The 25719-nt window shown below is 37.1% G+C and carries 23 protein-coding genes, 1 rRNA gene and 1 other RNA gene; 3 read left to right on the plus strand and 22 right to left on the minus strand.

Translation table 11 applies throughout. From position 1 onward, the window contains the following. Positions 1 to 77: ribosomal RNA gene (locus J2S13_RS13120) — 16S ribosomal RNA — on the minus strand; the annotation flags it as partial. 436 nt (positions 78 to 513) lie between these two features. Here J2S13_RS13120 and J2S13_RS13125 point away from each other — a divergent pair. The 3 genes from J2S13_RS13125 to J2S13_RS13135 are packed head-to-tail and all read left to right on the plus strand — an operon-like array spanning position 514 to position 2188. Beyond that, complete coding sequence (locus tag J2S13_RS13125) at positions 514 to 1542, plus strand: LCP family glycopolymer transferase (protein ID WP_307258226.1); 1029 nt, start codon at positions 514 to 516, stop codon at positions 1540 to 1542. A gap of 34 nt (positions 1543 to 1576) precedes the next feature. Further along, entirely contained in the window at positions 1577 to 2029 is a 453-nt protein-coding gene (locus J2S13_RS13130; protein WP_307258227.1) for a YndM family protein, read from the plus strand. A gap of 27 nt (positions 2030 to 2056) precedes the next feature. Further along, entirely contained in the window at positions 2057 to 2188 is a 132-nt protein-coding gene (locus J2S13_RS13135) for a hypothetical protein (RefSeq protein ID WP_307258228.1), read from the plus strand. A 42-nt stretch (positions 2189 to 2230) separates the two neighbouring features. Here J2S13_RS13135 and J2S13_RS13140 read toward each other — a convergent pair whose 3' ends face one another. From J2S13_RS13140 to rpoN, 21 genes are all read right to left on the minus strand, one after another. Continuing rightward, positions 2231 to 3067 carry an undecaprenyl-diphosphate phosphatase gene (locus tag J2S13_RS13140; RefSeq protein WP_307258229.1) on the minus strand — a complete coding sequence of 279 codons (837 nt, stop codon included), beginning with the start codon at positions 3065 to 3067 and terminating at the stop codon, positions 2231 to 2233. 104 nt (positions 3068 to 3171) lie between these two features. Then, on the minus strand, positions 3172 to 4140 hold the full coding sequence (locus J2S13_RS13145; protein ID WP_307258230.1) for a nuclease-related domain-containing protein: 969 nt from the start codon (positions 4138 to 4140) through the stop codon (positions 3172 to 3174). Between the two features lie 289 nt (positions 4141 to 4429). Continuing rightward, positions 4430 to 5257: an undecaprenyl-diphosphate phosphatase gene (locus tag J2S13_RS13150; RefSeq protein WP_307258231.1), complete on the minus strand. Its 828-nt coding sequence runs from the start codon at positions 5255 to 5257 to the stop codon at positions 4430 to 4432. Positions 5258 to 5361: 104 nt separating this feature from the next. Beyond that, positions 5362 to 5616, minus strand: coding sequence for a hypothetical protein (locus tag J2S13_RS13155; RefSeq protein WP_307258232.1), 255 nt, complete (start codon positions 5614 to 5616; stop codon positions 5362 to 5364). Between the two features lie 264 nt (positions 5617 to 5880). Next, a complete protein-coding gene (locus J2S13_RS13160; protein ID WP_307258248.1) occupies positions 5881 to 7143 on the minus strand; it encodes an MFS transporter in 1263 nt (420 codons plus the stop codon). Between the two features lie 533 nt (positions 7144 to 7676). Further along, a complete protein-coding gene (locus J2S13_RS13170; RefSeq protein ID WP_307258233.1) occupies positions 7677 to 8456 on the minus strand; it encodes a DUF4097 family beta strand repeat-containing protein in 780 nt (259 codons plus the stop codon). Positions 8457 to 8822: 366 nt separating this feature from the next. Further along, entirely contained in the window at positions 8823 to 9242 is a 420-nt protein-coding gene (locus J2S13_RS13175; RefSeq protein ID WP_307258234.1) for a MarR family winged helix-turn-helix transcriptional regulator, read from the minus strand. A 349-nt stretch (positions 9243 to 9591) separates the two neighbouring features. Beyond that, positions 9592 to 9954, minus strand: a transfer-messenger RNA (tmRNA) gene (gene ssrA / locus J2S13_RS13180). Positions 9955 to 10075: 121 nt separating this feature from the next. Beyond that, the gene (gene smpB, locus J2S13_RS13185) at positions 10076 to 10543 is read right to left on the minus strand and encodes an SsrA-binding protein SmpB (protein ID WP_307258235.1); all 468 of its coding nucleotides are present in this window, start codon (positions 10541 to 10543) and stop codon (positions 10076 to 10078) included. A 130-nt stretch (positions 10544 to 10673) separates the two neighbouring features. Next, complete coding sequence (rnr, locus tag J2S13_RS13190; protein WP_370874037.1) at positions 10674 to 12953, minus strand: ribonuclease R; 2280 nt, start codon at positions 12951 to 12953, stop codon at positions 10674 to 10676. Positions 12954 to 13020: 67 nt separating this feature from the next. Next, positions 13021 to 13767 carry an alpha/beta hydrolase gene (locus J2S13_RS13195; RefSeq protein ID WP_307258237.1) on the minus strand — a complete coding sequence of 249 codons (747 nt, stop codon included), beginning with the start codon at positions 13765 to 13767 and terminating at the stop codon, positions 13021 to 13023. A 180-nt stretch (positions 13768 to 13947) separates the two neighbouring features. Further along, complete coding sequence (gene secG, locus J2S13_RS13200; RefSeq protein WP_307258238.1) at positions 13948 to 14181, minus strand: preprotein translocase subunit SecG; 234 nt, start codon at positions 14179 to 14181, stop codon at positions 13948 to 13950. Between the two features lie 82 nt (positions 14182 to 14263). After that, complete coding sequence (locus J2S13_RS13205; RefSeq protein ID WP_307258239.1) at positions 14264 to 16003, minus strand: methyl-accepting chemotaxis protein; 1740 nt, start codon at positions 16001 to 16003, stop codon at positions 14264 to 14266. A gap of 147 nt (positions 16004 to 16150) precedes the next feature. Continuing rightward, complete coding sequence (eno, locus tag J2S13_RS13210; protein WP_307258240.1) at positions 16151 to 17440, minus strand: phosphopyruvate hydratase; 1290 nt, start codon at positions 17438 to 17440, stop codon at positions 16151 to 16153. Between the two features lie 24 nt (positions 17441 to 17464). Next, positions 17465 to 19000 (minus strand): 2,3-bisphosphoglycerate-independent phosphoglycerate mutase, encoded by a 1536-nt coding sequence (gene gpmI, locus J2S13_RS13215; protein ID WP_307258241.1) that lies wholly within the window; start codon positions 18998 to 19000, stop codon positions 17465 to 17467. Then, positions 18993 to 19754, minus strand: coding sequence for a triose-phosphate isomerase (gene tpiA / locus J2S13_RS13220; RefSeq protein ID WP_307258242.1), 762 nt, complete (start codon positions 19752 to 19754; stop codon positions 18993 to 18995). The genes gpmI and tpiA overlap by 8 nt, the downstream gene beginning before the upstream one ends. A gap of 84 nt (positions 19755 to 19838) precedes the next feature. Then, the gene (locus tag J2S13_RS13225) at positions 19839 to 21023 is read right to left on the minus strand and encodes a phosphoglycerate kinase (RefSeq protein ID WP_307258243.1); all 1185 of its coding nucleotides are present in this window, start codon (positions 21021 to 21023) and stop codon (positions 19839 to 19841) included. A 310-nt stretch (positions 21024 to 21333) separates the two neighbouring features. Beyond that, on the minus strand, positions 21334 to 22341 hold the full coding sequence (gene gap, locus J2S13_RS13230; RefSeq protein ID WP_307258245.1) for a type I glyceraldehyde-3-phosphate dehydrogenase: 1008 nt from the start codon (positions 22339 to 22341) through the stop codon (positions 21334 to 21336). A gap of 47 nt (positions 22342 to 22388) precedes the next feature. Beyond that, positions 22389 to 23423 carry a sugar-binding transcriptional regulator gene (locus J2S13_RS13235; RefSeq protein ID WP_307258246.1) on the minus strand — a complete coding sequence of 345 codons (1035 nt, stop codon included), beginning with the start codon at positions 23421 to 23423 and terminating at the stop codon, positions 22389 to 22391. 154 nt (positions 23424 to 23577) lie between these two features. Beyond that, the gene (locus tag J2S13_RS13240) at positions 23578 to 23817 is read right to left on the minus strand and encodes a glutaredoxin family protein (RefSeq protein ID WP_307258249.1); all 240 of its coding nucleotides are present in this window, start codon (positions 23815 to 23817) and stop codon (positions 23578 to 23580) included. Between the two features lie 74 nt (positions 23818 to 23891). Continuing rightward, positions 23892 to 25217 carry an RNA polymerase factor sigma-54 gene (gene rpoN / locus J2S13_RS13245; RefSeq protein ID WP_307258247.1) on the minus strand — a complete coding sequence of 442 codons (1326 nt, stop codon included), beginning with the start codon at positions 25215 to 25217 and terminating at the stop codon, positions 23892 to 23894. Positions 25218 to 25719 lie beyond the last annotated feature (502 nt).

The raw sequence follows: 25719 nt of genomic DNA on the forward strand, positions 1-25719 counted from the left end.
TAATTGGTTCGCTCGACTTGCATGTATTAGGCACGCCGCCAGCGTTCGTCCTGAGCCAGGATCAAACTCTCCAAAGAATTTGATTTAGCTCTTTTAAAAAAATCAAATTAACGTTGACGTTTTGTTTGTTTTGTTCAGTTTTCAAAGATCAATAATCTCAAGAAGTTAATCACTTTTCAATGACGCTCTCTTGACGACATTTATTATTGTATCTCACTTTTTCGTAGAAGTCAACAACTTTTTACAATTATTTTTTAAACGAAATAAAAACTACAAAAGAAAGTGACAAAATTCATCATACTCTATTACCTTCGCGGAAGTCAAGAACTTTTTCGAATTAAAAAAGGGGCATTAGGAAATTTACTTTTTCTCCAACATGTAACCTTCCTCTTTTCCTATCATTATGTGCTCCTTTATTAGATGTTAATCACTACGTCGATTGAAAAATACACCAGGAAAGGCTGTTTAAATTTTGGGCAAGATACTGGTAAAAAAATAGGAGAGAAAAATAAGATGATTGGCTCTCGTAAAAGCAAAAAAAGAAGGAAACGTCAAAGATTTTTTACTATGATCACCACTTTTTTCATTATTTTATTGATATTCACTGCAGGGTATAGTCTTTTTGTTTATCGCTCCTTTCAAAAAACTTTGGATACAGTTCATGAGCCATTAGAAGACCGAGAAATTTCAGAAAAACGAACAAGCCAACCAGTTTTAGAAAAAAAACATCCATTCTCCGTCTTATTATTGGGAGTAGATGAAAGAAAGAATGATAAAGGTCGCTCCGACACAATCATTGTTTTGGCTGTTAATCCTGATAGAAACTCTGTTGAGATGATTAGTATTCCCCGGGATACGAAAACGGAAATGGTCGGTAAAGGGAAGGAGGATAAAATAAATCACGCATATGCTTTCGGTGGGATTAACATGGCCTTGCAATCAGTGGAAAATCTTCTAGATATTCCGATTGATTATTATATTAAAGTCAATATGGAAGGATTCCAAGATATTGTGGATGCAGTTGGAGGAATCCAAGTAGACAATCAGTTAGATTTTGTTTATGAGGGAACTCATTTTAAAAAAGGGAGTCTTACTTTAAATGGCCAAGATGCTTTAAAGTATTCGCGAATGAGAAAGTTAGACCCACGTGGTGATTTCGGTCGTCAGGAACGCCAAAGGAAAGTTATTCAAGGAGTCATTAAAAAAGGGGCTAGCCTTTCAAGTTTATGGAAATACCAAGAGATCTTTTATGCCCTTGGAGAAAATGTTCGGACCAATTTAACCTTTAACGAAATGAAAGATATTCAAAAAAGGTATAAGGACGCCGCCCATAATATCACCCAAATTGAGGTGAAGGGAACTAGTCAAAAAATGAATGGTATTTATTATTTTATTGTAGCTGACGATGAGAAGAAACGGATACGTAAGCTATTAAGAACGCAATTGGATTTAGAAAATCTTGCCGAACTAAGAGAAATGGACACATCCTCACATTCCTTTTATGGGATAAATCTAAACGAATATTCTTTTCAAACAAGATAAAACTATTACCTGTAATGATAAAGGAGGATTCTAAATGCAGCATTTAAAAGCTCTTTTAACTAAATTTATTGTATGGACTATTGCCTTATGGTTTATTCTTGGAGTATTTTTCAATGTTGACTTCGGTGATATAGTGACAATCAGTATTATTTTAACCCTCGTATCCTATGCCGTTGGGGATTTATGGATTCTACGTCGCTTTGGCAATGCCACAGCAACTGTTGCGGACTTTGTACTTGCCTATATCGGAATTTGGCTAATTGGCGGTGCAATTATCGAGGAAAATATTTCTCTTGGTTGGGCATCCTTTATTTCTGCTGTCGTGCTTGCTGTAGCAGAAATATTTATTCATCGTTATATGGTGAATAATGTTTTTACAGATGAAGATTACACATACGCAGACCGGAAAATTTCCAACAAACCAGCTTATCAAACAGAATTTGCGGAAGAGCAAGATATACGCGCCAAAAATCGAAATGAAGAATAAAACATAATGTGAAAGGATTTGAATGTCATGACCAAGAAAGACAATAGAGGTAGTAAAAATCAGAGCGCACCACGAGCAGGCACAGCTAATCCAATAAGTGGAGACAATAGTAAAGGAAATAAGCGAAATAAAGATCAAAGAAGCAAAACAGAATTATAAAAAGGAAATGAGGCTGCTAACCAAATACAGCCTCGTTTTCCTTTAAAAAAACACAAAATAAATAACCGCAGCTACAACAATTCGATAAATCGCAAATGGAACCAGTTTTATTTTATTAATAAGTTTGAGAAAGAATTTTATCGAAAGTAGTGCAAATACGAAGGCGCTAATGAATCCCGCAATAAAAAACGGCATCACATCTAGTGAGAAGTACTGCCAATTTTTCAATAAAGAAAGGAAACTTGCTCCAAACATAATCGGTACCGCCATAATAAAGGTGAAATCCGCTGCTGCTCTATGACTCATTCCAAGTAATACCCCACCTGAAATAGTCGACCCCGATCTTGAAAATCCAGGCCACAGTGAAAAACATTGGACCAAACCAACTGCAAACGCTTGTTTATATGTAATTTGGTCCACCGTTTTGATCTTTGGTTTTTTCGCTCCAACAAGATCCGCAACAATCATCAATACCGCCCCAAGGACTAAACCAATTAAGACAGTAGAAGTGGAAAATAAATGATCATCAATATAATCTTCAAAAAGCAACCCCAAAACCCCTGCAGGAATTAACCCTACAATCACTTGGGTTAATTTAAGGCGATTAGGCTCCTTTGTTATTGATTTTCCCTTTCCTATTCGATTTAACCCAAGCATATCAATAAAACGATCTTTAAAAACGACCACTACTGCTAAAATGGATCCAAGTTGAATCACGACTTTAAACGTGTTGGCCACATACTTCGTCAAAGTTTCTTCAGATTTAAGCCACATATCATCCACAATAATCATATGTCCGGTAGATGATACAGGCGCAAATTCAGTTAAGCCCTCTACCATCCCTAGTATTATCGCTTTTAAAATTGTAAAAATATCCATATGTTTTCAGAATTCCCCTTATTTTTTTCTTTCATTAAATTTACGAACCTCTTAATGTTACCAAAAAGAACTGTGAAGAATAAAGTAAAAAGCTGAGCAAAAATTTATAGTTTTTTTAAAGAGAGCATATAGACCCTTCCCTTCCCCTCTCCTTTGAATGAAAAGTCCATCGACCGGAGTAATCTTGATGTAACGGAACTTGAAGCGATTTGTAAAAAACTTCTTGCCTCTTTGTTTGTCAGGGTAGAACCAAGAAGAAGATAATAATCTCTCAACGCTGACTTATGGGCATCTTTACATGTATGCCTACACCTAGAGCAATACCAAGTGCCAAAGTTCCTTATCATTGGCAAGTGTGTGCAAATTGGGCAAAAAACCCCGTTAAGTATTTGCTCTTTCTTTAACTGGAAATGATTCAAAACAGAGAAGTCAGCTGATGTATGATCTTTTTTAAGTAAGCGTACTATCTTTTTCATTTCTTTTTCATATAATTGTTCTTTTTGAAAAATACGTTTAATTTGTTGTAGTTTGATTGGAAGATAGTCTTTATGAATCACCTTTTTGTGAAGTTGTTCATTCATTGAAGTTGTTTGAATTTGGGAATAGACATTACTTATGACGACTAATGGAAAAATGGGAACTTTGGGAAATTTTTTGATGGATAACCAGTGTTCCAACTGCAATTTAAGACGATTTACTTGACTTAAGGGATCAGGTAAGGCTTTTTCTTGGCCGTCTTTCATTTGAATGAGTTGATGGAATAGGGGATCGAAAAGAAGTTTTCCTGCAAAATTTTTCACTTCCAATATGACAATCACACATTTGGATAAAAGCAATGTATCAATTTGAAAGAAGTGTTTTTTATGGGGAAGTCGGAGGTCATGTAGAATAAGATATTCTTCCGAGAAAAGGCTTAATGGGTAGTCAATCGCATTCTCACCATGAAAGCCAGCTAAGTGTTTAGCCAGTTTTTCTTCAATCTCAGGAATTTTTGGATGATCAGTGGAAAGCCTTCGCTTCAAAGCTTGTAATTTTTGAATATAAAGAGGAAATTCTCGTTCTTTTACAATCATTTCATCACTCCTATCGTTGTTTCTCCTTATTTATTTCGCTTTTTTTAGGAAAAATCCTGCCATCATGCAGATAAGCTGTTCAGCCAAATACATTTATGAACGACTTTTTGAATATATGGGCGACTTTTTCATTTTATGAGCGACTTTCATAGATTTATGAGCGACTTTCGCCACATATCGATTCTTCGACAAAAACCGATACCTATGCACCTAAAAACACATCGCACTAGCAAGACACACCCTACAAAAAAAGGCGAACATGCCCACGGACATGTTAGCCTTTCCTTTTTTAAAGACAAAAAATGGCAATGATGATTGCTAAACCGATTCGATAAATAGCAAACGGAACGAGTTTAATTCTATTAATCAATTTCAAGAAGAACCGAATTGAGATGAGTGAGAACACAAAGGCACTGATAAAGCCAACGATGAAAAATGGCAAAGCATCAAGTGAAAAATACTCCAAATTTTTCAAGAAAGAGATACCACTTGCACCGGCCATAATGGGAACCGCCATAATGAAAGTGAAATCGGCCGCCGCTCTATGACTTAATCCAACTAACACGCCTCCAGAAATCGTCGCACCTGATCGTGAAAACCCAGGCCATAAAGAAAAACATTGAACAAGGCCAATCGTCAAAGCCTGCTTATACGTAATTTGGTCTACTGTTTGAGCAAGTGATTTCTTCTGGCTAAAACGGTCCGCGAAGATCATCCATAACGCCCCAATAACTAGACCAATTAAAACAGTAGAAGTGGTAAATAAATATTCATCAATATAATCTTCAAAAAGCACCCCTAAAACACCTGCAGGAATTAACCCTACAATTACATGAGTCAACTTAAGATGTTTTTGTTCCGTTCCATTCTGTCTACGTTTCCCTAATCCTAATAAATCGATAAATCGGTCTTTAAACACAATGACTGCCGCTAATATAGACCCTAACTGAATGACAACTTTAAATGTATTCGCCACCGATTTGGTTAAAAACTCTTCCGATCGAAGCCACATATCATCCACAATGATCATATGTCCTGTCGATGATACAGGCGCATATTCCGTCAACCCTTCTACCATTCCTAGTATTATCGCTTTTAAAATCTCAAAAATATCCATTCTGTATACTCCTTAATTCATTTATTGAATAACAAAGCCAGTCCTTCCACTTCCTATCATTATATAAGATTTAGCAAAATACAAAACCCATCATTTTCCTATTCCTATATACCCAAACCTTTTTTCAACTTTTTTAAATACTGATTGCGAATAATGAAGAAGTAAAGAACTTGGGCGATAAAAAAACAAGCGAGCACAACAATCATTTCGTTCGCGATCGATAAGGTAAAAAAACTTTGTAATGCCATGAAGGCAAAAATACTATGAACAATCGCCACGATAATAGGTACGAAAAATAATAAAAGCAGTTGGCGAGTAACAATTTTCGTTAATTCCTGATCTGTTAAGCCCGTTTTCATAATGGTCGAATATTGACGAAATCCGCTAGACGATAGGCGCTTAAGCTAGACAAGATCAAAAGCGGAAGCGCCTCGATCATCGGCGTACGGATTTCGGAGTTTTTGACTGAGATAAAAAGGAAACTTTCGAACTGATGTTATGGTGATCAAAAGTCCTAATTTTTTTGATTCCTTAGAAATCAAAAAAGCTGATCATTCCTTAGTAGGAAAAACCAGCTTTTATCATATCGAAATTTATTTGCTTAGCTTGTTGATATAACCCCTTTATTTTCGGGCCCATAGAACGACTAAAATAATGAGTAAGGATAATGTCCCACCAGCTATTGATAATGTTGCGTAACTTGAGTTGGCTACAACCACTCCAGACATGGCTCCACCAGAAGCTCCTGATAACGCTACAAAAACGTCCACTGTCCCTTGAGTTTTGGCGCGATTTAATGAATTTGTCGAATCAACAATGAGGGCAGTCCCACTTATTAAACCTAAATTCCATCCTAATCCGAGTAAGGAAAGAGCTACAATTAGGAGAATCATAGAATCACTTGGAGCCATCGCAGCTAGTACACCTGAAAGAAGTAAGGTAATTCCAGATGCAATCGACATGGCCGTTCTACCAATTTTATCAATAAGGATTCCCGTAAAAAGGGAAGGGAGATACATAGATCCTATATGAAAGGCAATCACAATTCCGACCTCTTTTAATCCATGTCCATGATGCATCATGTGTACAGGTGTCATCGTCATGATCGCCACCATCACGATTTGAGAAAGAACCATAACGATCGTACCTACCATAACGCCTTTTTTGTTTTTTAACTGTTCAGTAATTGCTGAAGCTCCATTATGGACATGTTCTTGTGTATTCACCTCGATCATTTGGGCTATCACTAGTGGGTCTGGACGAAGCAAAATCTGAAGAACAAGACCTGCCAAAATAAATGCTGCCGCGGATAAAATGAAAGGCCCCGCCAATTCTGGAACACCTATCGAAAGGGCAAAATCACCCATAATATTCACTAAGTTTGGACCCGCAACAGCCCCAAATGTGGTTGAAACCATTGTAATACTCACCGCAGTCGCTCGATTCTTCTTATTTGCCAAATCGGTGCCTGCATAACGAGCTTGTAAGTTTGACGCTGTACCGGCCCCATAAATAAGGAGAGAAGCAAGTAATAGGAAAATGTTATTTAAAACAGCAGCAATCACAACACCTATAGCACCGAGTCCACCAGTTAAGAACCCCGCCGCAAGACCTATGCGCCGCCCATAACTTTGGGAGAGTCTCCCTACAATAAAAGCCGCACCTGCAGAACCTAATGTAAATAAAGCAGCTGGAAGCCCCGCAAATGCGTCTGTTCCGAGAATTTGCTGAGCAAGAAGCGCCCCCACAGTAATTCCCGCGGCTAAACCAGCCCCACCAAAAATTTGTGAAATACTTACAATGAATAAAGTTCGTTTGTATAATTTTTGTTGTTTTTCAGGAGAATCTATATAAATCCGAGTCAAATCTTGCGCATTACTAGATATTTTAAACACCCCTTTTCCTTTTAAAAACAACAAGTATAAAGAATATAATAACCACTTCTACCTCAACTGTCGATGTTTCATGGTTCTGCAAAGATTCTTCATATATTTATTGTAAAATCAGGATCGCTGGGGCTTTTTTCAAACAATGACCCATGTACAATTAATTAAATATTTGATAATGGTGATGATAGATAAACAAACTCTCGATTAAAATAGGGATCACATTTTTTCTCATTATTTTCGGCCTAGAAACATTTATGTCTTTTTCTTACATTCTGCCATTGTTGAATCAAGGGTTGAGGAAGAATTACAGGCAAGAGGCAACTCCCATAGAGCGATTCTTGAAAAAGATTTTAATAATGAATCAACTATATAAGCAAAAAAGGATTGCTTTTACTGTCAATCCTTTTTTGCTGTAAAAATAGTTACTTTGCAATCGGGACTTCACTCTTCCTAATTTTAGCCCATTCGCGCACTATATTATTCTACAATATGACCAAAAATAAAAGTTAGTGCTGATCCTAGTTACAATATTAATTAATTTCTATATTTCCTACAAAAACCGATATATTTAGTTTGGCTTCGCTATTTGGTACATTTTTAAGTACTTTTTTCCCCGGACCTTTATTAATAATATTCAATTTATACTCTTTAGATACAATCTTACCGTTCTTAGTCGAAATATTTAATCCTATATCATCAGTTTTTGTCTCTTTAGGTAACTGAACTTTTACATTACCATTAGAAATCTTAATGGTATTTTCTCCTTTAACACTTCTGAGGGTTAGACTCTTTAAATTGCCTACTTTATTTTTAATATTGATCTGCCCATTTACTTCCCCTAAATTAATGGAACCATTCCCCGATTCAATATTTAGAAGTTCTCCTTGAAAGCTATTCATTCTAATCATACCTACATCAGAGATAAGCGATAGCCGACTAACTTCAACAACTTGATCCACATCAATATTACCATTTTTTGTTCGCAAGTGAATCTCATCTAAAAAACCAGGCGGTATGTTTAAAAGTATTTCACTTCTTTTCCTTTTACCAGGTAATGTTTTCTTCCAACCTTTATTAAATGTAAGTACATTAATAACTGCTTTGTCCTCACTATAAGTAATATCAATGTTTGGCTCTCCAAATATGGTCTCTTGACCTTGAAAATCAATATATAAATCTGGATCAGCACTGACTACCTTAATGTTTGAAAAGTCCGAATTAAGAATAATTCCATTAACATTTTTTATGTTTGATTGGTATTCGAAGCTACTTTTAAAACTGTTCAATAAACCTAAAACTAATAATGTCATTAAAATGATTCCTCCTAATATAAACTTCTTTCTCCACATTTTACACAGCTCATTCCCTTACTTAATATATATTTTAATTACTAAAATATTTAATAATTAAAATATACAAAAGATTAATTCCCCCGTCAAGAACAAATGCGTAAGCGCCTCGTCCATCGGCGTACGGATTTCGGAGTCTTTGACTGAGACAAAGGAAACACAGCGAGGCATTCCACGAGCTGATGTTGACTTATCATAGGGAAGAGACGGAGAAATACGCTAGACGATAGGCGCTGAAGCTAGAGGTGAACAACATTTTTCAAAAAGTTACACAATAGTTCTAAATTGTTCCTAGAAAAAAATAAACAGATCTCTTTATGATCTGTTTCAAATGGTCTTTTCGATATTTTTAAACAAGTGATTTATCTCTGATAAGGTCCTTGCTATAGTTTCTAACTGTTTAACGGAGAATTTCGAAAATATTTCATCAACTCTTTCTTCACCTTTTTTTGTTAAAGTGACTCTTACAACTCTACGGTCTTCTTTTAACCTTATTCTTTCAATAAAATTCAGTTGTTCAAGTTTATCGCACATATTCGTTGCAGCACCTGGTGTTAGGAGAAATGCATCTGAAATTTCGGTAATTTTTAAAAATCCAAACAATTTTAGTTTTAGTAGCAAAAGCACCAAATTCTCAGAGATATCTTGATCATGAGTAAGTAATTTCATAAAACGATTGGATTTAACTTGAATATTAAACATTTCCTCTACTAAAGCTCGTACGGAATCTTCCTTATTCTTATCCATTAAAAACACCCTTTACAGTTAATTCATAAAATAAAATATATAGTCATTATATATTTTATTTTATCAAGTATACAATATGTATTGTCTAATTCATCACTTTTCTTTTATCGTTTGGAATATATGAGCGACTTTGGCAGACTTATGAACGACTTTTGAAATATATGAGCGACTTTCTCCCATTTATGATCAACTTTCGCGATATATCGATTTTTCGACAAAAATCGATATTATCTACTCCATCCATTCCGGCTGCATAACAAAAAAGTGAGGCTGCACCCGCAATACAGCCTCACTTTTGTATATAAAATTTTCATTTTTAGACAAAATAAAAACCACCAAAGTATGTATTTGGTGGAGACGGTGGGAGTCGAACCCACGTCCAAAGATATCGCCACTTAAGCATCTACGAGTGTAGTCGATATATTATGATTTCGCTAACTCTTCCGCCTATCGACTGGCATCCGAGCAGCTAGTCTGATTGTTCTCTTCCTTCATCCTCAGACGGCGGAATCCGGCGTAGCCCACTTAGAATGAGACCCTTACCCTACCACATGGGCGATGGAGGGAGGATCCGCTTAGCGCTTATTAGGCAGCTAAAGCGAAGTTATTGTTAGATTTGCCAGTTATTATTGGCTTTGGCGTTTTTACGAGGACGACCCCCTCGACTCGCAACTTAAGTTCGAACTACCCCTGTCGAATCCGTAACGTCCCCATATGGGAATGTTGGATTGGTAATCCACAATAAGTTGAGTCTTACTCGTGTAATAACTGGCTTATTACATATCTTATTATAGCATAAATCAGCATTTATGCAATTGTTAATAACTGTAATCTCATCCTTGTTGGCGAGCCTTGAATGCACGTTCGATTTCTCGTTTGGCTTCTTTTCTTTTCATATCTTCACGTTTATCGTATTTCTTTTTCCCTTTAGCGAGTCCAAGTAATACTTTGGCATATCCATTCTTAATATACACTTTCAGTGGGATTAATGAATATCCTTCTTCTTTCGTTTGCCCAATTAGTTTATTAATTTGTTTGCGATGAAGCAACAGCTTACGAGTTCTTAATGGATCATGATTATAGCGATTGCCTTGTTCATATTGACTTATATGCATATTATAAACAAAGATTTCTCCATTGTGAATTCGTGCATACGAGTCTTTTAAGTTAATTCTTCCCGCACGGATCGATTTGATTTCCGTCCCTTGTAAAACGATTCCCGCTTCATATGTTTCCTCGACAAAATAATCATGTCTTGCCTTCTTATTTTGAGCAACTAATTTTCCTTCCCCTTTTGGCATAATACAGACTCCCTTCTTCCCGGTCAAAAAGGGGCATACTTTCTTTACCCCTTATCTTTTTTCTCTAGAGTGTTCGTGGCTCTTGAAAAGGGAACCTCCCTATTAAGTTGGCCACACACCGGTCATCCATTTATTTTCTCTTTCTTTTTCTACTTTTCTGTTTTGGTACATTTGTGTAAGTCTTTTTCTTCTTTTTACGTGGTGGGCGTGTTGCCCATTTTTCCTCTTGATTTAATTGTGGCCCTTTGCTTTTGCCATTTCTTGTTCTTGTCTTCACAACTTTTGGCCGTTCTTCTAGTTTACGACTCTTTGTTTTTTTCATGCCAACAATTTCAAAATCAATGGAATGCTCATCTTTATTTACATTAATCACACGGACGGTTATTTCATCCCCAATTCGGAATACATTGCCTGTCCGTTCCCCAATCATAGCGAAATGGCGCTCATCATAACGATAATAATCATCCGTCATATATGATACATGGACGAGTCCTTCAATTGTATTTGGCAATTCAACAAACATCCCGAAGTTCGTGACAGAACTAATAATTCCATCAAATTCTTCGTCAATTTTATCTTCCATAAATTCAGCTTTTTTCAACTCATCTGTATCTCGTTCAGCATCAACGGCCCGTCTTTCCATATTAGAAGAGTGTTCAGCAATCTCTGGTAGTCTTGTGTTCCATTTCTCTCTCGTTGTTTCATCTAATTTCCCTTCAATTAAATATGTTCGGATCAAACGATGAACAATTAAATCTGGGTAACGACGAATGGGCGACGTGAAATGCGTATAGAATTCGGTAGATAGCCCGAAATGTCCTAAGTTTTCAGGTACATACTTCGCTTGTTGCATCGAACGAAGCATGACGGTAGACACAACCATTTCTTCTGGTTTTCCTGTTACCTCTTCAATAATTTCCTGTAATGCACGAGGATGAACAGAATTCGCTGTACCTTTTACAATTAAACCAAAATTCGTAATGAATTCAAAGAAACGTTGAAGCTTGTCCTCTTTCGGATCTTCATGTATACGATAAATGAACGGAACATCTAACCAATGGAAATGTTCTGCTACAGTTTCATTGGCGACTAGCATGAATTCCTCAATTAATCGTTCTGCAACCGAACGTTCTCTCGTCACAACATCGATCGGTTTTCCATCTTCATCCACTATGACTTTCGCTTCTTTAAAATCAAAGTCAATTGCTCCACGATTCATTCGCTTTTGACGAAGAACTTGCGCCAGCTCTTCCATGTTTTCAAACATTGGAACAAGAGGCTCATACTTTTTACGTAATTCTTCATCTTGATCCACCAATATTTTATTTACATCACTATAGGTCATTCGTTCTGTTGTTTTAATGACACTTTGGAAAATTTCGTGGTTTTCCACTTCACCTTTTGAATTGATTTCCATGACACAAGATAATGTTAATCGATCCACTTTCGGATTTAAGGAACAAATCCCATTGGATAGACGATGAGGAATCATCGGAATGACGCGGTCAACTAAATAAACGCTCGTTCCCCGATCTTCCGCTTCTCGGTCGATCGGTGATTCTTCTGTTACATAATAGCTGACATCGGCAATATGAACTCCTAATTTATAATGGCCATTGTCTAATTTCTCAACAGTGACAGCATCATCCAAGTCTTTTGCATCTGCTCCATCAATCGTTACAATCGTTTCCCCTCGCAAATCACGACGGTGTTCTAACTCTTTTTCCTCAATCGTCTCAGGTGTTTGATTGGCTTGATTCATCACTTCCTCTGGGAACTCCTGTGGCAAACCATGTTTATGAATGATGGATAAAATATCTACTCCCGGATCATTTTTATGGCCAAGTATTTGGATAATTTCTCCCTCAGCACTCTTTCTTCCTTCAGGGTAGGAGGTAAGATGGACGACCACCTTATGACCTTCAACTGCCCCCATATTAGCATTTTTCGGAATAAAAATATCGCTGGCAAATTTTTTGTCGTCTGGAATAACGAAGCCAAAATATTTGGAATCTGAATACGTTCCAACGACTTCCGTTTTTCCTCTTTCTAAAATCCGAACGACCGTGCCTTCTCTTCTTGCCCCAGAACTTTCAGAAGATACACGTACTAATACAAGGTCGCCGTTTAATGCCCCATTCGTTTCATGTGGGGGAATAAACACATCATCTAACCCTTGTTCCTCAGGAATTAAAAAGGCAAACCCTTTAGAGTGACCGGAAATTTTCCCTTTTACTAAGTTCATTTTTTCAGGTAAACCATAACGATTCGCCCGAGTACGTACGACAAGCCCCTTTTCTTCCATATGAATTAAGGCTTTAACAAAATCTTTAAATTCCGCTGAATCACTTATACCGAAGGCTTTTTCTAATTCCTGAACCGTTAACGGTTTATAGGTTTCTTCCTTCATATATGTTAATAGATGTTCTACATGTTCTTGTATAATAGGATCCACTTTCATCCCTCCTATTTTGCTTTTATACCGACCAATCTAGTTTTTCCAAAAATTGATAAATATCTTCATGTAGTTGGTCTTTTTCCTTGTCTAATGTAATGACATGTCCTGATTCTTCATACCATTTTAGTTCTTTATTGGAAGATTCTACTTCATTATAGATGATATTAGCACTATTAGGGTCAATGATTTTATCCTGTCTTGCTTGAACAACCAATGCCGGAGCATAGATCAAATCAACATGATTTCGTACGTCTGAAACTAGCTCTCGTAATTCAGTCAATGTTTTCATCGGCGTTTTTTTAAAACTTTCTATCTCTTTTTCGATTATTTCTTCTGATTTACCTTCTAGTTTTTTATATTCTTTTGCATATTGTATGACACCGTGATACATGACCTCTTCACTTCTCATATTCATAGGGGCACACATAGGAATAACCCCTTTCACTGGTACAGTGTAGCCTAATTTCAGTGAAAATACCCCTCCAAGTGATAATCCAGCGACGGCAATTTCTTTATATCCCTTATTTTTCAATTGTTCATAGCCGTCCATTACATCTTGCCACCAATCTTTCGGACCTGTATGCACTAATTTCTCCGGAGGAACTCCATGTCCTTTATATTGAGGAGCATGACTTGAATATCCCTTTTTCTCTAAAAATCTTCCGAGCATCCGTACATCTGCAGAATTTCCTGTAAATCCATGGAGCAGGAGAACCGCTCTTTCTCCTGCCTCAAAAGTAAATGGTTTGGGTGGTACTCTTCTCATGCTGCGATCAAACTCCTTTTTCAAGGTAAAGCATCTATTGTTTTTTTAAGTACAAGCATTCGCTCACAATAGTTTACTATCTATTTTTAGCAAACTGTTGTTAAACAATCCAATTTTTAGACTTTTTCTTTCCTCTGAATAAAAAAACCTGACCTTTCTATTAGGCCAGGCTCACTTCTACTATAGTTCAAAATAAGTAACAGCGATCGTTAAAACAAAAAATAAGACAGAAAGAACAACTGTTATTCGATGAAGGACTAAGTCGATTCCGCGTGCTTTTTGTTTTCCAAAAAGTTGCTCTGCCCCACCTGAAATAGCTCCAGAAAGGCCCGCACTTTTTCCAGATTGTAAAAGTACAACGACGATTAAAGAAATAGAGACAATGACTAATAGCGTAATCAATAATGTATGCATACATAAACCTCCATAATAAACGAACATACGTATACGCATATTTTATCATAATCACTAATTGAAAACAATCCTCTTACTTCAACTATAGTTTGAATCTTTGAATGGATTGATGCAATTCTTCAGCTAATGAAGATAAAGCATTTGTAGATGCAGCAATTTCCTCCATTGAAGCCATTTGCTCTTCTGTTGCTGCTGCAATCCCTTCTGTTCCATTGGCGGTCTCCTCGGATCCCATTCGAATCGAGTCTACTATATTAACAATTCGATGTGTCTTCTCTCCAATCATTTCGATTGAATCCGATATATTCGTAATCACCACTTCCATATGTTCCACTGCTGATTGAATAGCATCAAAGTTTTCATTTGCCTGACCAATAGTCACTACTCCTTCTTTTACTTCATTTGAAGATTGAATCATCGTTTTTTCTGCTGTTTGAACATATTTATGGATACCGTGGATCATTTGAGTTATTTGTTCAGTCGAAGATGATGATTGTTCAGCTAGTTTTCGTACCTCTTCTGCTACAACGGCAAATCCTTTCCCATGATCTCCAGCTCTTGCAGCCTCAATCGAAGCATTCAATGCTAATAAGTTCGTCTGATTAGCAATATCGGAAATGGCCCTTACGATATTATCTATATTATTCGTTTCAAAAACTAATGTAGAAATATCATCAGCTAAACTCTCAATGGATTGATGAATATCATTCATTTGTGAAACAGCGACAGAAAGCGTTTTCATTCCAATCGTTGCTGCGGAAGACACCTTTTCTGAAGCTTGTACAGCTTCTCTTGAGTTTTGGTAAATATCTTGGAATGTCCTATCCATTTCCTTAATAGCATCATTTGTTTCTACAATAAAAGTCTTTTGATGTTCGGCACCAGCTGCTATTTCATTCATTGTATAGGAGATTTGCTCAGAGGCATTGGAAGCTTCGTCTGAGGATGCACTTAATTCCCCTGATGTTGCGTTCACCTTACCCGCATTTTTTTCAACATTGGAGATTATTTCCTTTAAGCTCTGTTTCATAAGATTTACGTGATCTCCCAATCTCCCCAATTCATCATGACGTTGAATATTTAAAGGACTTCGGGTTAGATCTCCTGTTGCAATATATTGAACTTCTTTTTCAATTTTCAAAAGGGGTACAATCATTCTTTTCGTATAAGAATAAATAATGACTCCCCCTAGAAACAGGGCTATTCCTAATGTTATAAGGGTAATTCCTAGAATACTATTTGCTCCACTATTGAAATCTCGCATATAAGTTCCTGCGCCAATAATCCATCCCCAATGTGGGTCTTTCGCAACATATGTCACTTTTGGTGCGGTTTCTTCGGATTTTGGAAGTGCCCATTGATAGTAAACAAACTTTCCAGATCTCCTTGAACCAGCCGTTACTAATAGTTTCCCTATATCTTTTCCTTCTGGGGTTAAGGTCCCCATTAAGCTTTCCCCTTCTCTAACTGGATGACCTAGTAATTTTGCTTCATCATCCATTGCAAATAAATACCCATCCTTCCCCAAATCAAAGCGATCTGAAATAGGGCGAGTTCCATCATTTCGCTTTTTTCCCAAGATCATCTCTTTGACTTGTTCCTGAGCCTCTTCCTTCGAAATTCCCCCTTTTTCAACTTGATGATTCAATGTATTAATTGCTTCTAAAGTAAAATTTACGTTATTTTTTAAATTTACTTTCCCTAGTTTATTTAGCTCTGATTGCGCTTTATTATATGATACCGCTCCAACGACGATCGCTGGTATTGCCAACAAAATTAATGCGATTGCTATAAAACTATATTTGATAGATTTTATTTTCATCCAGATCCCCCCTAATTTTCCACTACTATTTTACCACCATTCCTACTTATTTCCTACTAACATTTCGTTAAATTCATAAGATTCAGAATAATACTAATGCAAAAAAACAGACATACCTTGTGGGCATATCTGTTCTTTTATCCTTCATTATTTAATATTATAAAATGTTTGATCTCCTAAGTATTGTGCTAATTCACCAAGTTGATCTTCAATACGAAGTAATTGATTATATTTGGCTACACGGTCTGTACGTGATGGGGCGCCTGTTTTAATTTGCCCAGCATTTGTTGCAACCGCAATGTCAGCGATTGTGCTATCTTCTGTTTCACCTGAACGGTGAGAAATAACAGCTGTATAACCAGCACGTTTTGCCATTTCAATCGCATCAAATGTTTCAGTTAATGTACCAATTTGATTTACTTTGATGAGAATGGAATTGCCTACACCTTGCTCAATTCCTTGGGCTAATTTTTTCGTATTTGTAACGAATAAATCATCTCCAACTAATTGAACTTTGTTTCCAATGCGTTCTGTAAGAAGCTTATGGCCTTCCCAATCATCTTCATCTAATCCATCTTCTATGGAGACGATTGGATATTTTGAAGCAAGTTCTTCATACCATGAAACCATTTCTTCAGATGTTTTAACAACTCCTTCACCATCTAAATGGTATTTGCCATCGTCTTTGTTATAAAGCTCTGAAGATGCAACATCCATCGCAAGTTTTACTTGTTCCCCTGGTTTATAACCTGCTTTTTCAATAGCTTCTATAATGGTTTGAAGGGCTTCTTCATTTGATTTTAAGTTTGGAGCAAAGCCACCTTCATCTCCAACAGCTGTGTTGTAACCTTTTTCTTTAAGGACAGATTTTAGGCTATGAAAAATTTCAGCTCCCATACGAAGGGCTTCTTTAAAGCTCTCTGCACCAACAGGCATTACCATAAATTCTTGAATATCTACATTATTATCGGCATGTGCTCCACCATTTAAAATGTTCATCATTGGAACAGGGAGTTGTTTTGCATTGAATCCACCTAAATATTGATATAAAGGAAGATCTAAATAATCTGCTGCTGCGCGTGCTGCTGCCATAGAAACACCAAGAATCGCATTAGCTCCTAATTTCCCTTTATTTTCTGTTCCATCTATTTCGATCAACATGCGATCGATCCCGATTTGATCTAGGGTATTCATTCCTTCTAATTCTGGAGCAATAATTTCATTCACGTTTTTAACGGCTTGAAGAACTCCTTTACCTAAATAACGGTTTTTATCACCATCTCGAAGTTCTACTGCTTCATATTCACCTGTTGAAGCACCAGATGGTACAAGCGCTCTACCAAATGCTCCTGATTCTGTATATACTTCAACCTCAACTGTTGGATTTCCACGTGAATCTAACACTTCTCGAGCGTAAATATCTGTAATAAATGGCATGAACAATCTCTCCTTTATATCAACTTATTTTTTTATTAACGATTTACCAGTCATTTCCTCTGGTTGTTCAACATTTAATAAATCTAACATAGTTGGGGCTAAATCTCCTAAAATACCGCCATCACGAACTTCTACCCCTTGTTTCGTTATAATAACGGGTACAGGATTTGTCGTATGAGCTGTCATTGGATTCCCTTCAAGTGTGATCACTTCATCTGCGTTTCCATGGTCAGCTGTAATAATAGCTGTTCCACCTTTTTCTAAAATTAAATCTACAATGCGCCCTAAGCATTCATCCACTGTTTCGATTGCTTTAACCGTAGGCTCAAGCATACCAGAATGACCAACCATGTCTGGGTTTGCAAAGTTTAGAATGATTGCATCATGTTTGTCTGCTTGAATTTCTTTCAATAGCGCGTCTGTTACTCCATAAGCACTCATTTCAGGTTGTAAATCATAAGTCGCTACTTTTGGAGAGTTAATAAGGATTCGTTCTTCTCCAGGAAATTCTGCTTCACGACCTCCACTCATAAAAAATGTCACATGTGGATATTTTTCGGTTTCAGCAATGCGCAATTGTTTTAAACCGTTTTGTGAAAGAACTTCTCCAATCGTATTATCCAAGTTTGTAGGTTTAAATGCAACATATCCATCCACTGTTTCGCTAAAGTGAGTTAAACAAACGAAATGAAGATTGTTCGGATGTTTTGGTCCACGATCAAATGAACGAAAATCTTTATTGGTGAACGTATTAGAAATTTGGATCGCACGGTCTGGGCGGAAATTATAGAAAATAACCGCATCTTCATCTTGAATGGTTGCTACTGGCTCTCCATTTTCTTTCGTAATCACTGAAGGGATAACAAATTCATCATAGATTCCGTTTGCATAGGAATCATCAATTAATTCCATTGGATCTTGATAATGAGGGCCTTCACCATAGACCATGGCACGATAAGATTTTTCTACACGTTCCCAACGTTTGTCACGGTCCATAGAATAATAACGACCTGAAATCGTTGCAAATTCCCCTACACCATATTCTTTCATAGTCTCTAGTGTTTCTTTTATGTAGGTCTTTGCTGTTTGTGGACCAACATCTCGTCCATCTAAAAAGGCATGAACATATACGTTTTGCACATTTTCCTGTTTCGCTAATTTCAGTAAGGCGAATAAATGTTGAATATGACTATGAACTCCACCATCTGAAAGTAAGCCGAAAATATGAAGATTTGTCCCATGTTGTTTCACATGGTTCATCGCATCTAAAAATGTACCATTCTTTTCAAATTCGCCTTCACGGATCGCAATGTTCACACGTGTTAAGCTTTGATACACAATCCGTCCAGCCCCAATATTCAAATGCCCAACTTCAGAGTTCCCCATTTGTCCTTCTGGTAATCCTACTGCTTCCCCACATGCAGTCAAATGATTGTGGGGGAATTTTTTCCAATAACGATCAAAGTTCGGTTTTTTTGCGTGGAAAACAGCATTTCCTTTTGTCTCATTCCGACAACCAAATCCATCAAGAATAATTAAAGCAACAGGTGATTTACTCAATTTTCCCCGCCTCCAATAATTGTAAGAAAGATTGCGGTTCTAAACTTGCTCCACCAACTAATGCACCATCAATATCTGGTTGTGACATATAGTCTTTAATATTCGTTGGTTTTACACTACCACCATATTGAATTCGAATCGCATCGGCTACTTCTTGTGTAAATTGTTGAGCCACTACTTGACGAATATGTGAACATACTTCATTTGCATCTTCTGCAGTGGAAGATTTTCCTGTTCCAATTGCCCAAATTGGCTCATAAGCTATGATTACTTGTGTCGCTTGATCCGCTGACAGACCAGATAAAGCTTTTTGTACTTGATTTTCTACGAGGGTTTTTGTCTCCCCATTTTCACGTTGCTCCAATGTTTCACCAACACATATAATGGGGATTAAATGATGTCGAAAAGCTGCAATTGTTTTTTTATTTACTGCTTCATCTGTTTCATTAAACATTTCACGACGTTCGGAATGACCAAGAATGACATAATCTACTCCTAAATCATTCAATGCTACTGGACTAATTTCTCCAGTAAAAGCACCACTTTCTTCAAAATGCATGTTTTGAGCGCCGATTTTCACTGATGAATCTTTCGTGATTTCAACTAGTGATTCTAAAAATAGTGCAGGAGAACAAATAACAGATTCAATTTTTTGTTCATCAGGTACGACCGTTTTTACTTCTTCAGCAAATGCTTTTGCTTCTGCTAATGTTTTATGCATTTTCCAGTTTCCAGCTATAATAGGTTTTCGCATTGATTAAACTTCCTTTCCTTGCAGAATTTCTTTATCTGTAAATCTGGACATTCGTCCCGATGAAAGAAGAAGTATTTTCTATTCTTATCGATCATTTAAAGCGACAATACCAGGAAGAGCTTTCCCTTCCATAAATTCTAGCGATGCACCACCGCCTGTTGAAATATGACTCATTTTGTCAGCAAGATTGAATTGTTCAACAGCTGCTGCTGAGTCACCTCCACCAATAATAGAATACGCATCGCTAGCATCAGCAAGTGCCTCAGCCACCTTTTTCGTTCCGTTTTCAAAAGGTTTCATTTCAAATACACCCATTGGTCCATTCCAAATCACAAGCTTTGATTTCAAAATTACATCACGGTATAACTCGCTCGTTTTAGGTCCGATATCAAGTGCTTGCCAATCTGCTGGAATTTCATCTATAGTGACTTCCTTTACATCGGCATTTTCAGAAAACTCATTCGCTACAATCGCATCAACAGGTGTTAAGAAATGGACCCCTTTCTCCTCTGCTTTTTTCATAAATTGTTGGGCCAACTCAATTTTATCTTCTTCTAACAATGATTTTCCAATCTCATACCCTTGCGCTTTAATAAATGTATAAGCTAAACCACCGCCAATAATTAAAGTATCCACTTTATCTAAAAGATTATCAATCACAGCGATTTTATCCTTTACTTTTGCACCACCAATAATGGCTGTAAAAGGTCTTTCTGGATTAGTTAGAGCCTTCCCTAAAACTTCTAATTCTTTTTCCATTAAAAATCCAGCGACAGCCGGAATATAATGGGCAATTCCTTCCGTTGAGGCATGGGCCCGATGAGCAGCTCCGAATGCATCATTCACATAAAGGTCCGCTAGCTTTGAAAATTCCTTCGCTAATTCAGGATCATTTTTCTCCTCACCTGGGTAGAAACGAACATTTTCAAGAAGAAGTAAATCCCCCTCATGTAGTTGATTAATTTCCTTCTCAACATCGTCCCCATAAGCTTCATTCGTTTTACGAACAGGCTTGCCAATTAACTCCGCAAGACGTTCTGCAACTGCTGTAAGGCGAAGTTCTTCTACAATTTGACCTTTAGGGCGGCCAAGATGGCTAGCTAATATGACCTTTGCACCTTGATCAGACAAATATTGGATGGTAGGTAAAGCCGCACGAATACGAGTATCATCGGTCACATTCCCATCTTTCATAGGGACATTAAAGTCAACTCGACAAAATACTCGCTTTCCTTTTACGTCTATATCTTTAATCGTTTTTTTGTTCATCAAAAGGCCTCCTAAATATAAAAAATGTGTAAGCGCTTTGAATAGCCACAAAGCAAGCGCAAAATACGAATTTAATATGTAATCGCAATACGCAGCGTCAGAGACAACTAGTGTTGGGTAGCATCTTCATTATTCATTCATTTAAAAAAGGGAGGGACTGTCCCTCCCTTTTATCCCTCTATATATTATAGTGGTTAGGTTATATTTTTCCAATAAAATCTTCCAAAAAACATGTCACATTTTTTTATTAGTGTAACACTTTCGAATGATTTAGCCATCTTACACAATATTATTCAACGAAAATCCTGTTTTAGAAACCTTTGCTTCCAATATAATCCGCTAAATCAACGACTCTGTTAGAATAGCCAGTTTCATTGTCATACCATGATAAAACTTTTACCATGTTCCCTTCCATCACCATAGTGGATAAAGCATCCACTGTAGATGAAAAAGCATTTCCATTATAATCACGGGAAACTAATGGTTGTTCACTGTATGCTAAAATCCCTTTTAATTCTCCTTCAGAGGCTTCTTTCAATGCGGCATTTACTTCTTCAACTGTCACATTTTGATCAAGCTCCGCTACTAGATCGACTACGGAAACATTTGGAGTAGGAACACGCATAGCCATTCCGTTCAATTTTCCTTTTAATTCTGGAAGTACTAATGCTACAGCTTTAGCAGCTCCTGTTGTTGTAGGAATAATAGATTCAGCTGCCGCACGTGCGCGACGATAATCTTTATGTGGTAAATCAAGGATTTGTTGATCATTTGTGTAAGAGTGAACCGTTGTCATCATCCCGCGTTTAATGCCGAACTTTTCATTTAATACTTTCGCAAATGGAGCTAAGCAGTTTGTCGTACAAGAAGCATTTGAAATGACATGATGGTTAGCGGCATCATATTGATGTTCATTTACCCCCATCACAATCGTAATATCTTCTTCTTTTGCTGGAGCAGAAATGATGACTTTTTTTGCACCGGCATCTAAATGTTTCGCTGCATCTGCTCGTTTCGTGAAACGGCCTGTTGATTCTACCACAATGTCTACCCCGAGGTCTCCCCATCCTAAGTTTGCAGGGTCACGCTCTGCGATCACTTTCACTTTGTGGTTTCCAACGATGATATGTTCTCCTTCAACTTTTACATCTTTTTCAAGTGTTCCATGTACAGAATCATATTTTAAAAGATGTGCTAGCATTTCAGCATCTGTTAAATCATTGACCGCCACTATTTCTACATTTGGATTTTTTAAAGCTGCCCGAAATACATTACGTCCAATCCGTCCGAATCCATTAATTCCTACTTTTACAGTCATTTAAATTTCCTCCTTCTATCGTTAAAAAGGTCACCCTTTTATTCACTTCAATTATCTATTTCTTTCAAAATTCCTTTTGCTGCCGCTTCATCTGTAATCAGTATGGTTGAATTTGGCGCCCTCTTTAAATAAGCTTGGATCGCTTTTCCTTTTGAGAATCCACCCGCAACAGCAAATACATCTTTCGTTTTCATTAAATCTTCCAGTTGGAATCCAATGGTCGATAATTTATGCACTACTTCACCATTTTCATTAAAATAATAGCCAAACGCCTCTGCAACCGCCTTATTTTGAATAAGCTTGTCACATTCACTTTGACTTGTATTTCTTCGTTTTGCCATGGCCATAGCTTCACCGATTCCATGGATCACAATGTTTGCCGAAGAAATGAGTTGCAATACTTCTCTAATGCTCGGCTCATTAATAAACGCTTTATATCCTTGTTGACTCACTTGATCGGGTATATGGAATACGCGGTGTTGACTGTTTGTTTGATCTGCCATTTTGGCACAAATCGTATTTGCTTGGTTTTCCACATCATTCCCGATTCCTCCCCGAGCAGGAACAAATAAATTCTCGCTTTTTTGTGAAATCTCAGGAGTTAACATTTCGGCTACAGCGGCCATCGTCGTTCCGCCAGTAACTGCAATAATATTTTTTCCTACTAAATGTTTTTTTATGCTGGAGGAACATGCCCTACCAAGCTCTTTCTTTACCCAGGAAGATTCATCACTATTTCCCGGCACTACTACAACTTGCTGCAGTTGAAACCTTTTCTGAATTTTCATCTCCATTTCATTCAATCCAGCAAGCTCTTTCATCATCTCTTCCATTTCCTGAAGAACAGACTTTCCATCGTTTGAAATCACCATACCAGTTGACTGAACTTCAATTAAATTCCATTGGCTTAATAGTTCAATTTCACTCCTCAGGACTCTTTCCGTCATCCCTAACGATTGCGCTAAACTTCTCCTTCCGATAGGCCCAATTAAGCGAATCAAGCGAAGAATATGATAACGCTTTTGCATAATTCCAAGCAGGTCAGGCAATAATTTCTTTTGGATCTCTAATAACTCCCGCATCGTCAACTACTCCTTCTTTAGTGATGGACACATATTGTCCCGGTCGTTAATATGATGTCCCACTATGTGCAAAAAAATACCCCTGCTTTCGACATTATTTTAGCAAGGATCATGGAAGAAATCAACTTAAAACACTTGTTCTAGCCTTTAGGGATCAAACAAATTCCTGTAAGCGATTTCTTAATGTCACATAATCGACTTGACCATATTGAATAAGATTCCCTTGGCATTTGACCACTGGAATCATGAGTCCATATTCTTCTATGAGTTGATCATCTGTTTCAATATCAATCTCATGGATCTTAATCTCGATATCTTCACTTACTAACTGTAAATTCAGTTTGGCTTCTTCACATAGTGGACATTTTTTTCTCGTGTAAAAAAAGACTTCCATCACAATAAAAGCACCTTTCCATTTATATTCTGCAAGTTCAATAGATAAATATGATGACTTCTCCTTTTTTTTGATTAGGCATATCTTTTTCTTTTCGTCGAGGATGGGATGCCTAACTGCTCGCGATATTTCGCCACTGTTCTTCTGGAGACTATAAAACCCTCTTTTTGTAATCTATTACATATTTCCTGATCTGACAATGGTTTTAATTTATCTTCTTGTTTAATGATGATGGATAATTGGTTTTTTACTTGTTGAGTCGATCTATTCTCTTCTCTTTCTGATGATGGGATTCGATTCGAAAAAAAGGTCTTTAATTCAACTGTTCCATAAGGAGTCTGCATATATTTCCCTCTAACTGAACGGCTCACAGTCGATTCATGAACACCTAATTCATCTGCAATTTCACGCATCGTCAGCGGTAATAAATGGGTGGGACCTTTCAGAAAATACGGCTTTTGTTTTTTTACAATGAGAAGTCCAACTTTTAATATCGTTTGTTTTCGCTGATCTAAACTTTTAATCAACCATTCATAGTCTTGCTGTTTTTCTTTTAAAAACTGAATGACTTGTTGGTCTTCTAATTGGGATAATTCTTCATAATAATGGTCATGGAAAATAATCTTCGGCAATTCATCATCAAGGAGTTGGACCTTAATTTCATGATCTTGGATTTGAACATACATATCGGGAGTAACGTATTGAGGTTTTTCAGAATTGAAGGCGGCACCTGGTTTTGGATTAAGTGTTTGAATATAATCTGCTACCATTTGAATGTCCTTCACTTCTATTTGTAATTTCTTTGCTAAGCGCGTCCATTTTTTATCTGCGAATTCAATGAAATGGGCCAGGATCAACTCCTTGGCAAGTGCAGGTGCATTGGGATCACGTTCGATTTGAAGCATTAAGCACCTCTGAAGGTTCTCCGCTCCAACTCCGGCCGGCTCTAGTTGTTGAATAAGCTGAATCATCTCCTCAATATCCTTCTCTCGACAAGAAAGAACAGAACTTGCCTCTGAAACAGAAATTTTTAAATAGCCATTTTCATCAAGATTATAAAATAAATAGTTTAAAATTTTCCTCTCTTTAGCGGTAGATCGTAGATGGGAAAGTTGTAAACGCAAATGATCTAGCAATGTGTTCGATTGAACCGCAATATGCTCAATCCAATGATGATCTTGTTGAGTACGATTGACTGAATAATTGGAGTGATGGACCTTATCACTAGACTCCCTCGTTTCTAATTGTAGAAATGGATTTTCCATCGTTTTCGCCTCTAAAAACTCTTTTAACTCTTGAGTCGAATACTGTAAAAGCGTAATCGCTTGAGTTAATTGTTGTGTCATGGCTAATTTTAACGATTGATGTTGCCACAAACCAGCTTTCAATTGTATACTCATCTACCTTCCCCCCTTATTTTTCATTTTACAACAAGAAGCTATTAGAGTGTATGAAAAAATAAAGCGCTTTCATTCCTGAATTATTTAAATATTAACACGATCCTATCTAAACATAAAGTGAAACTTCATTCAGTGGGGGTTTTACTGCCAAGGCGGGATAAGCTTTTGCCCAGAACAAAAGCGGAAGCGCCGTAGCTCTAGCGTACGAATTTCGCAAGTTTAGTCTGAGATAAAGGAAACGCGAGCGAGGTCTTTTACAAGCTGAAGTTGACTTATCGTAGGGAGAAAACGGAGAAATTCGCTAGCCGATAGGCGCCGAAGTTAGACATGGACAACAAAGGAGGATCCTCAGTTCTAAATTTTATCGTTTCCTTAGCAATCGAGTAGAGTGAACGAATCGGAATTTCGATTCGTTCGACCCTCTCACACCACCGTACGTACGGTTCCGTATACGGCGGTTCAATAATTTGAGTGTATAGACTGGTACTTTTCGGATATATTC

It is taken from the genome of Oikeobacillus pervagus, assembly GCF_030813365.1.
GTDB lineage: Bacteria > Bacillota > Bacilli > Bacillales > DSM-23947 > Oikeobacillus > Oikeobacillus pervagus.

Bases quoted from the DNA above. Each gene is read 5' to 3' on its own strand.
- J2S13_RS13125 (WP_307258226.1), top strand. From the start codon at position 514: ATGATTGGCTCTCGTAAAAGCAAAAAAAGAAGGAAACGTCAAAGATTT.
- J2S13_RS13130 (WP_307258227.1), top strand. From the start codon at position 1,577: ATGCAGCATTTAAAAGCTCTTTTAACTAAATTTATTGTATGGACTATT.
- J2S13_RS13135 (WP_307258228.1), top strand. From the start codon at position 2,057: ATGACCAAGAAAGACAATAGAGGTAGTAAAAATCAGAGCGCACCACGA.
- J2S13_RS13140 (WP_307258229.1), bottom strand. From the start codon at position 3,067: ATGGATATTTTTACAATTTTAAAAGCGATAATACTAGGGATGGTAGAG.
- J2S13_RS13145 (WP_307258230.1), bottom strand. From the start codon at position 4,140: ATGATTGTAAAAGAACGAGAATTTCCTCTTTATATTCAAAAATTACAA.
- J2S13_RS13150 (WP_307258231.1), bottom strand. From the start codon at position 5,257: ATGGATATTTTTGAGATTTTAAAAGCGATAATACTAGGAATGGTAGAA.
- J2S13_RS13155 (WP_307258232.1), bottom strand. From the start codon at position 5,616: ATGAAAACGGGCTTAACAGATCAGGAATTAACGAAAATTGTTACTCGC.
- J2S13_RS13170 (WP_307258233.1), bottom strand. From the start codon at position 8,456: ATGACATTATTAGTTTTAGGTTTATTGAACAGTTTTAAAAGTAGCTTC.
- J2S13_RS13175 (WP_307258234.1), bottom strand. From the start codon at position 9,242: ATGGATAAGAATAAGGAAGATTCCGTACGAGCTTTAGTAGAGGAAATG.
- smpB (WP_307258235.1), bottom strand. From the start codon at position 10,543: ATGCCAAAAGGGGAAGGAAAATTAGTTGCTCAAAATAAGAAGGCAAGA.
- rnr (WP_370874037.1), bottom strand. From the start codon at position 12,953: ATGAAGGAAGAAACCTATAAACCGTTAACGGTTCAGGAATTAGAAAAA.
- J2S13_RS13195 (WP_307258237.1), bottom strand. From the start codon at position 13,767: ATGAGAAGAGTACCACCCAAACCATTTACTTTTGAGGCAGGAGAAAGA.
- secG (WP_307258238.1), bottom strand. From the start codon at position 14,181: ATGCATACATTATTGATTACGCTATTAGTCATTGTCTCTATTTCTTTA.
- J2S13_RS13205 (WP_307258239.1), bottom strand. From the start codon at position 16,003: ATGAAAATAAAATCTATCAAATATAGTTTTATAGCAATCGCATTAATT.
- eno (WP_307258240.1), bottom strand. From the start codon at position 17,440: ATGCCATTTATTACAGATATTTACGCTCGAGAAGTGTTAGATTCACGT.
- tpiA (WP_307258242.1), bottom strand. From the start codon at position 19,754: ATGCGAAAACCTATTATAGCTGGAAACTGGAAAATGCATAAAACATTA.
- J2S13_RS13225 (WP_307258243.1), bottom strand. From the start codon at position 21,023: ATGAACAAAAAAACGATTAAAGATATAGACGTAAAAGGAAAGCGAGTA.
- gap (WP_307258245.1), bottom strand. From the start codon at position 22,341: ATGACTGTAAAAGTAGGAATTAATGGATTCGGACGGATTGGACGTAAT.
- J2S13_RS13235 (WP_307258246.1), bottom strand. From the start codon at position 23,423: ATGCGGGAGTTATTAGAGATCCAAAAGAAATTATTGCCTGACCTGCTT.
- J2S13_RS13240 (WP_307258249.1), bottom strand. From the start codon at position 23,817: ATGGAAGTCTTTTTTTACACGAGAAAAAAATGTCCACTATGTGAAGAA.
- rpoN (WP_307258247.1), bottom strand. From the start codon at position 25,217: ATGAGTATACAATTGAAAGCTGGTTTGTGGCAACATCAATCGTTAAAA.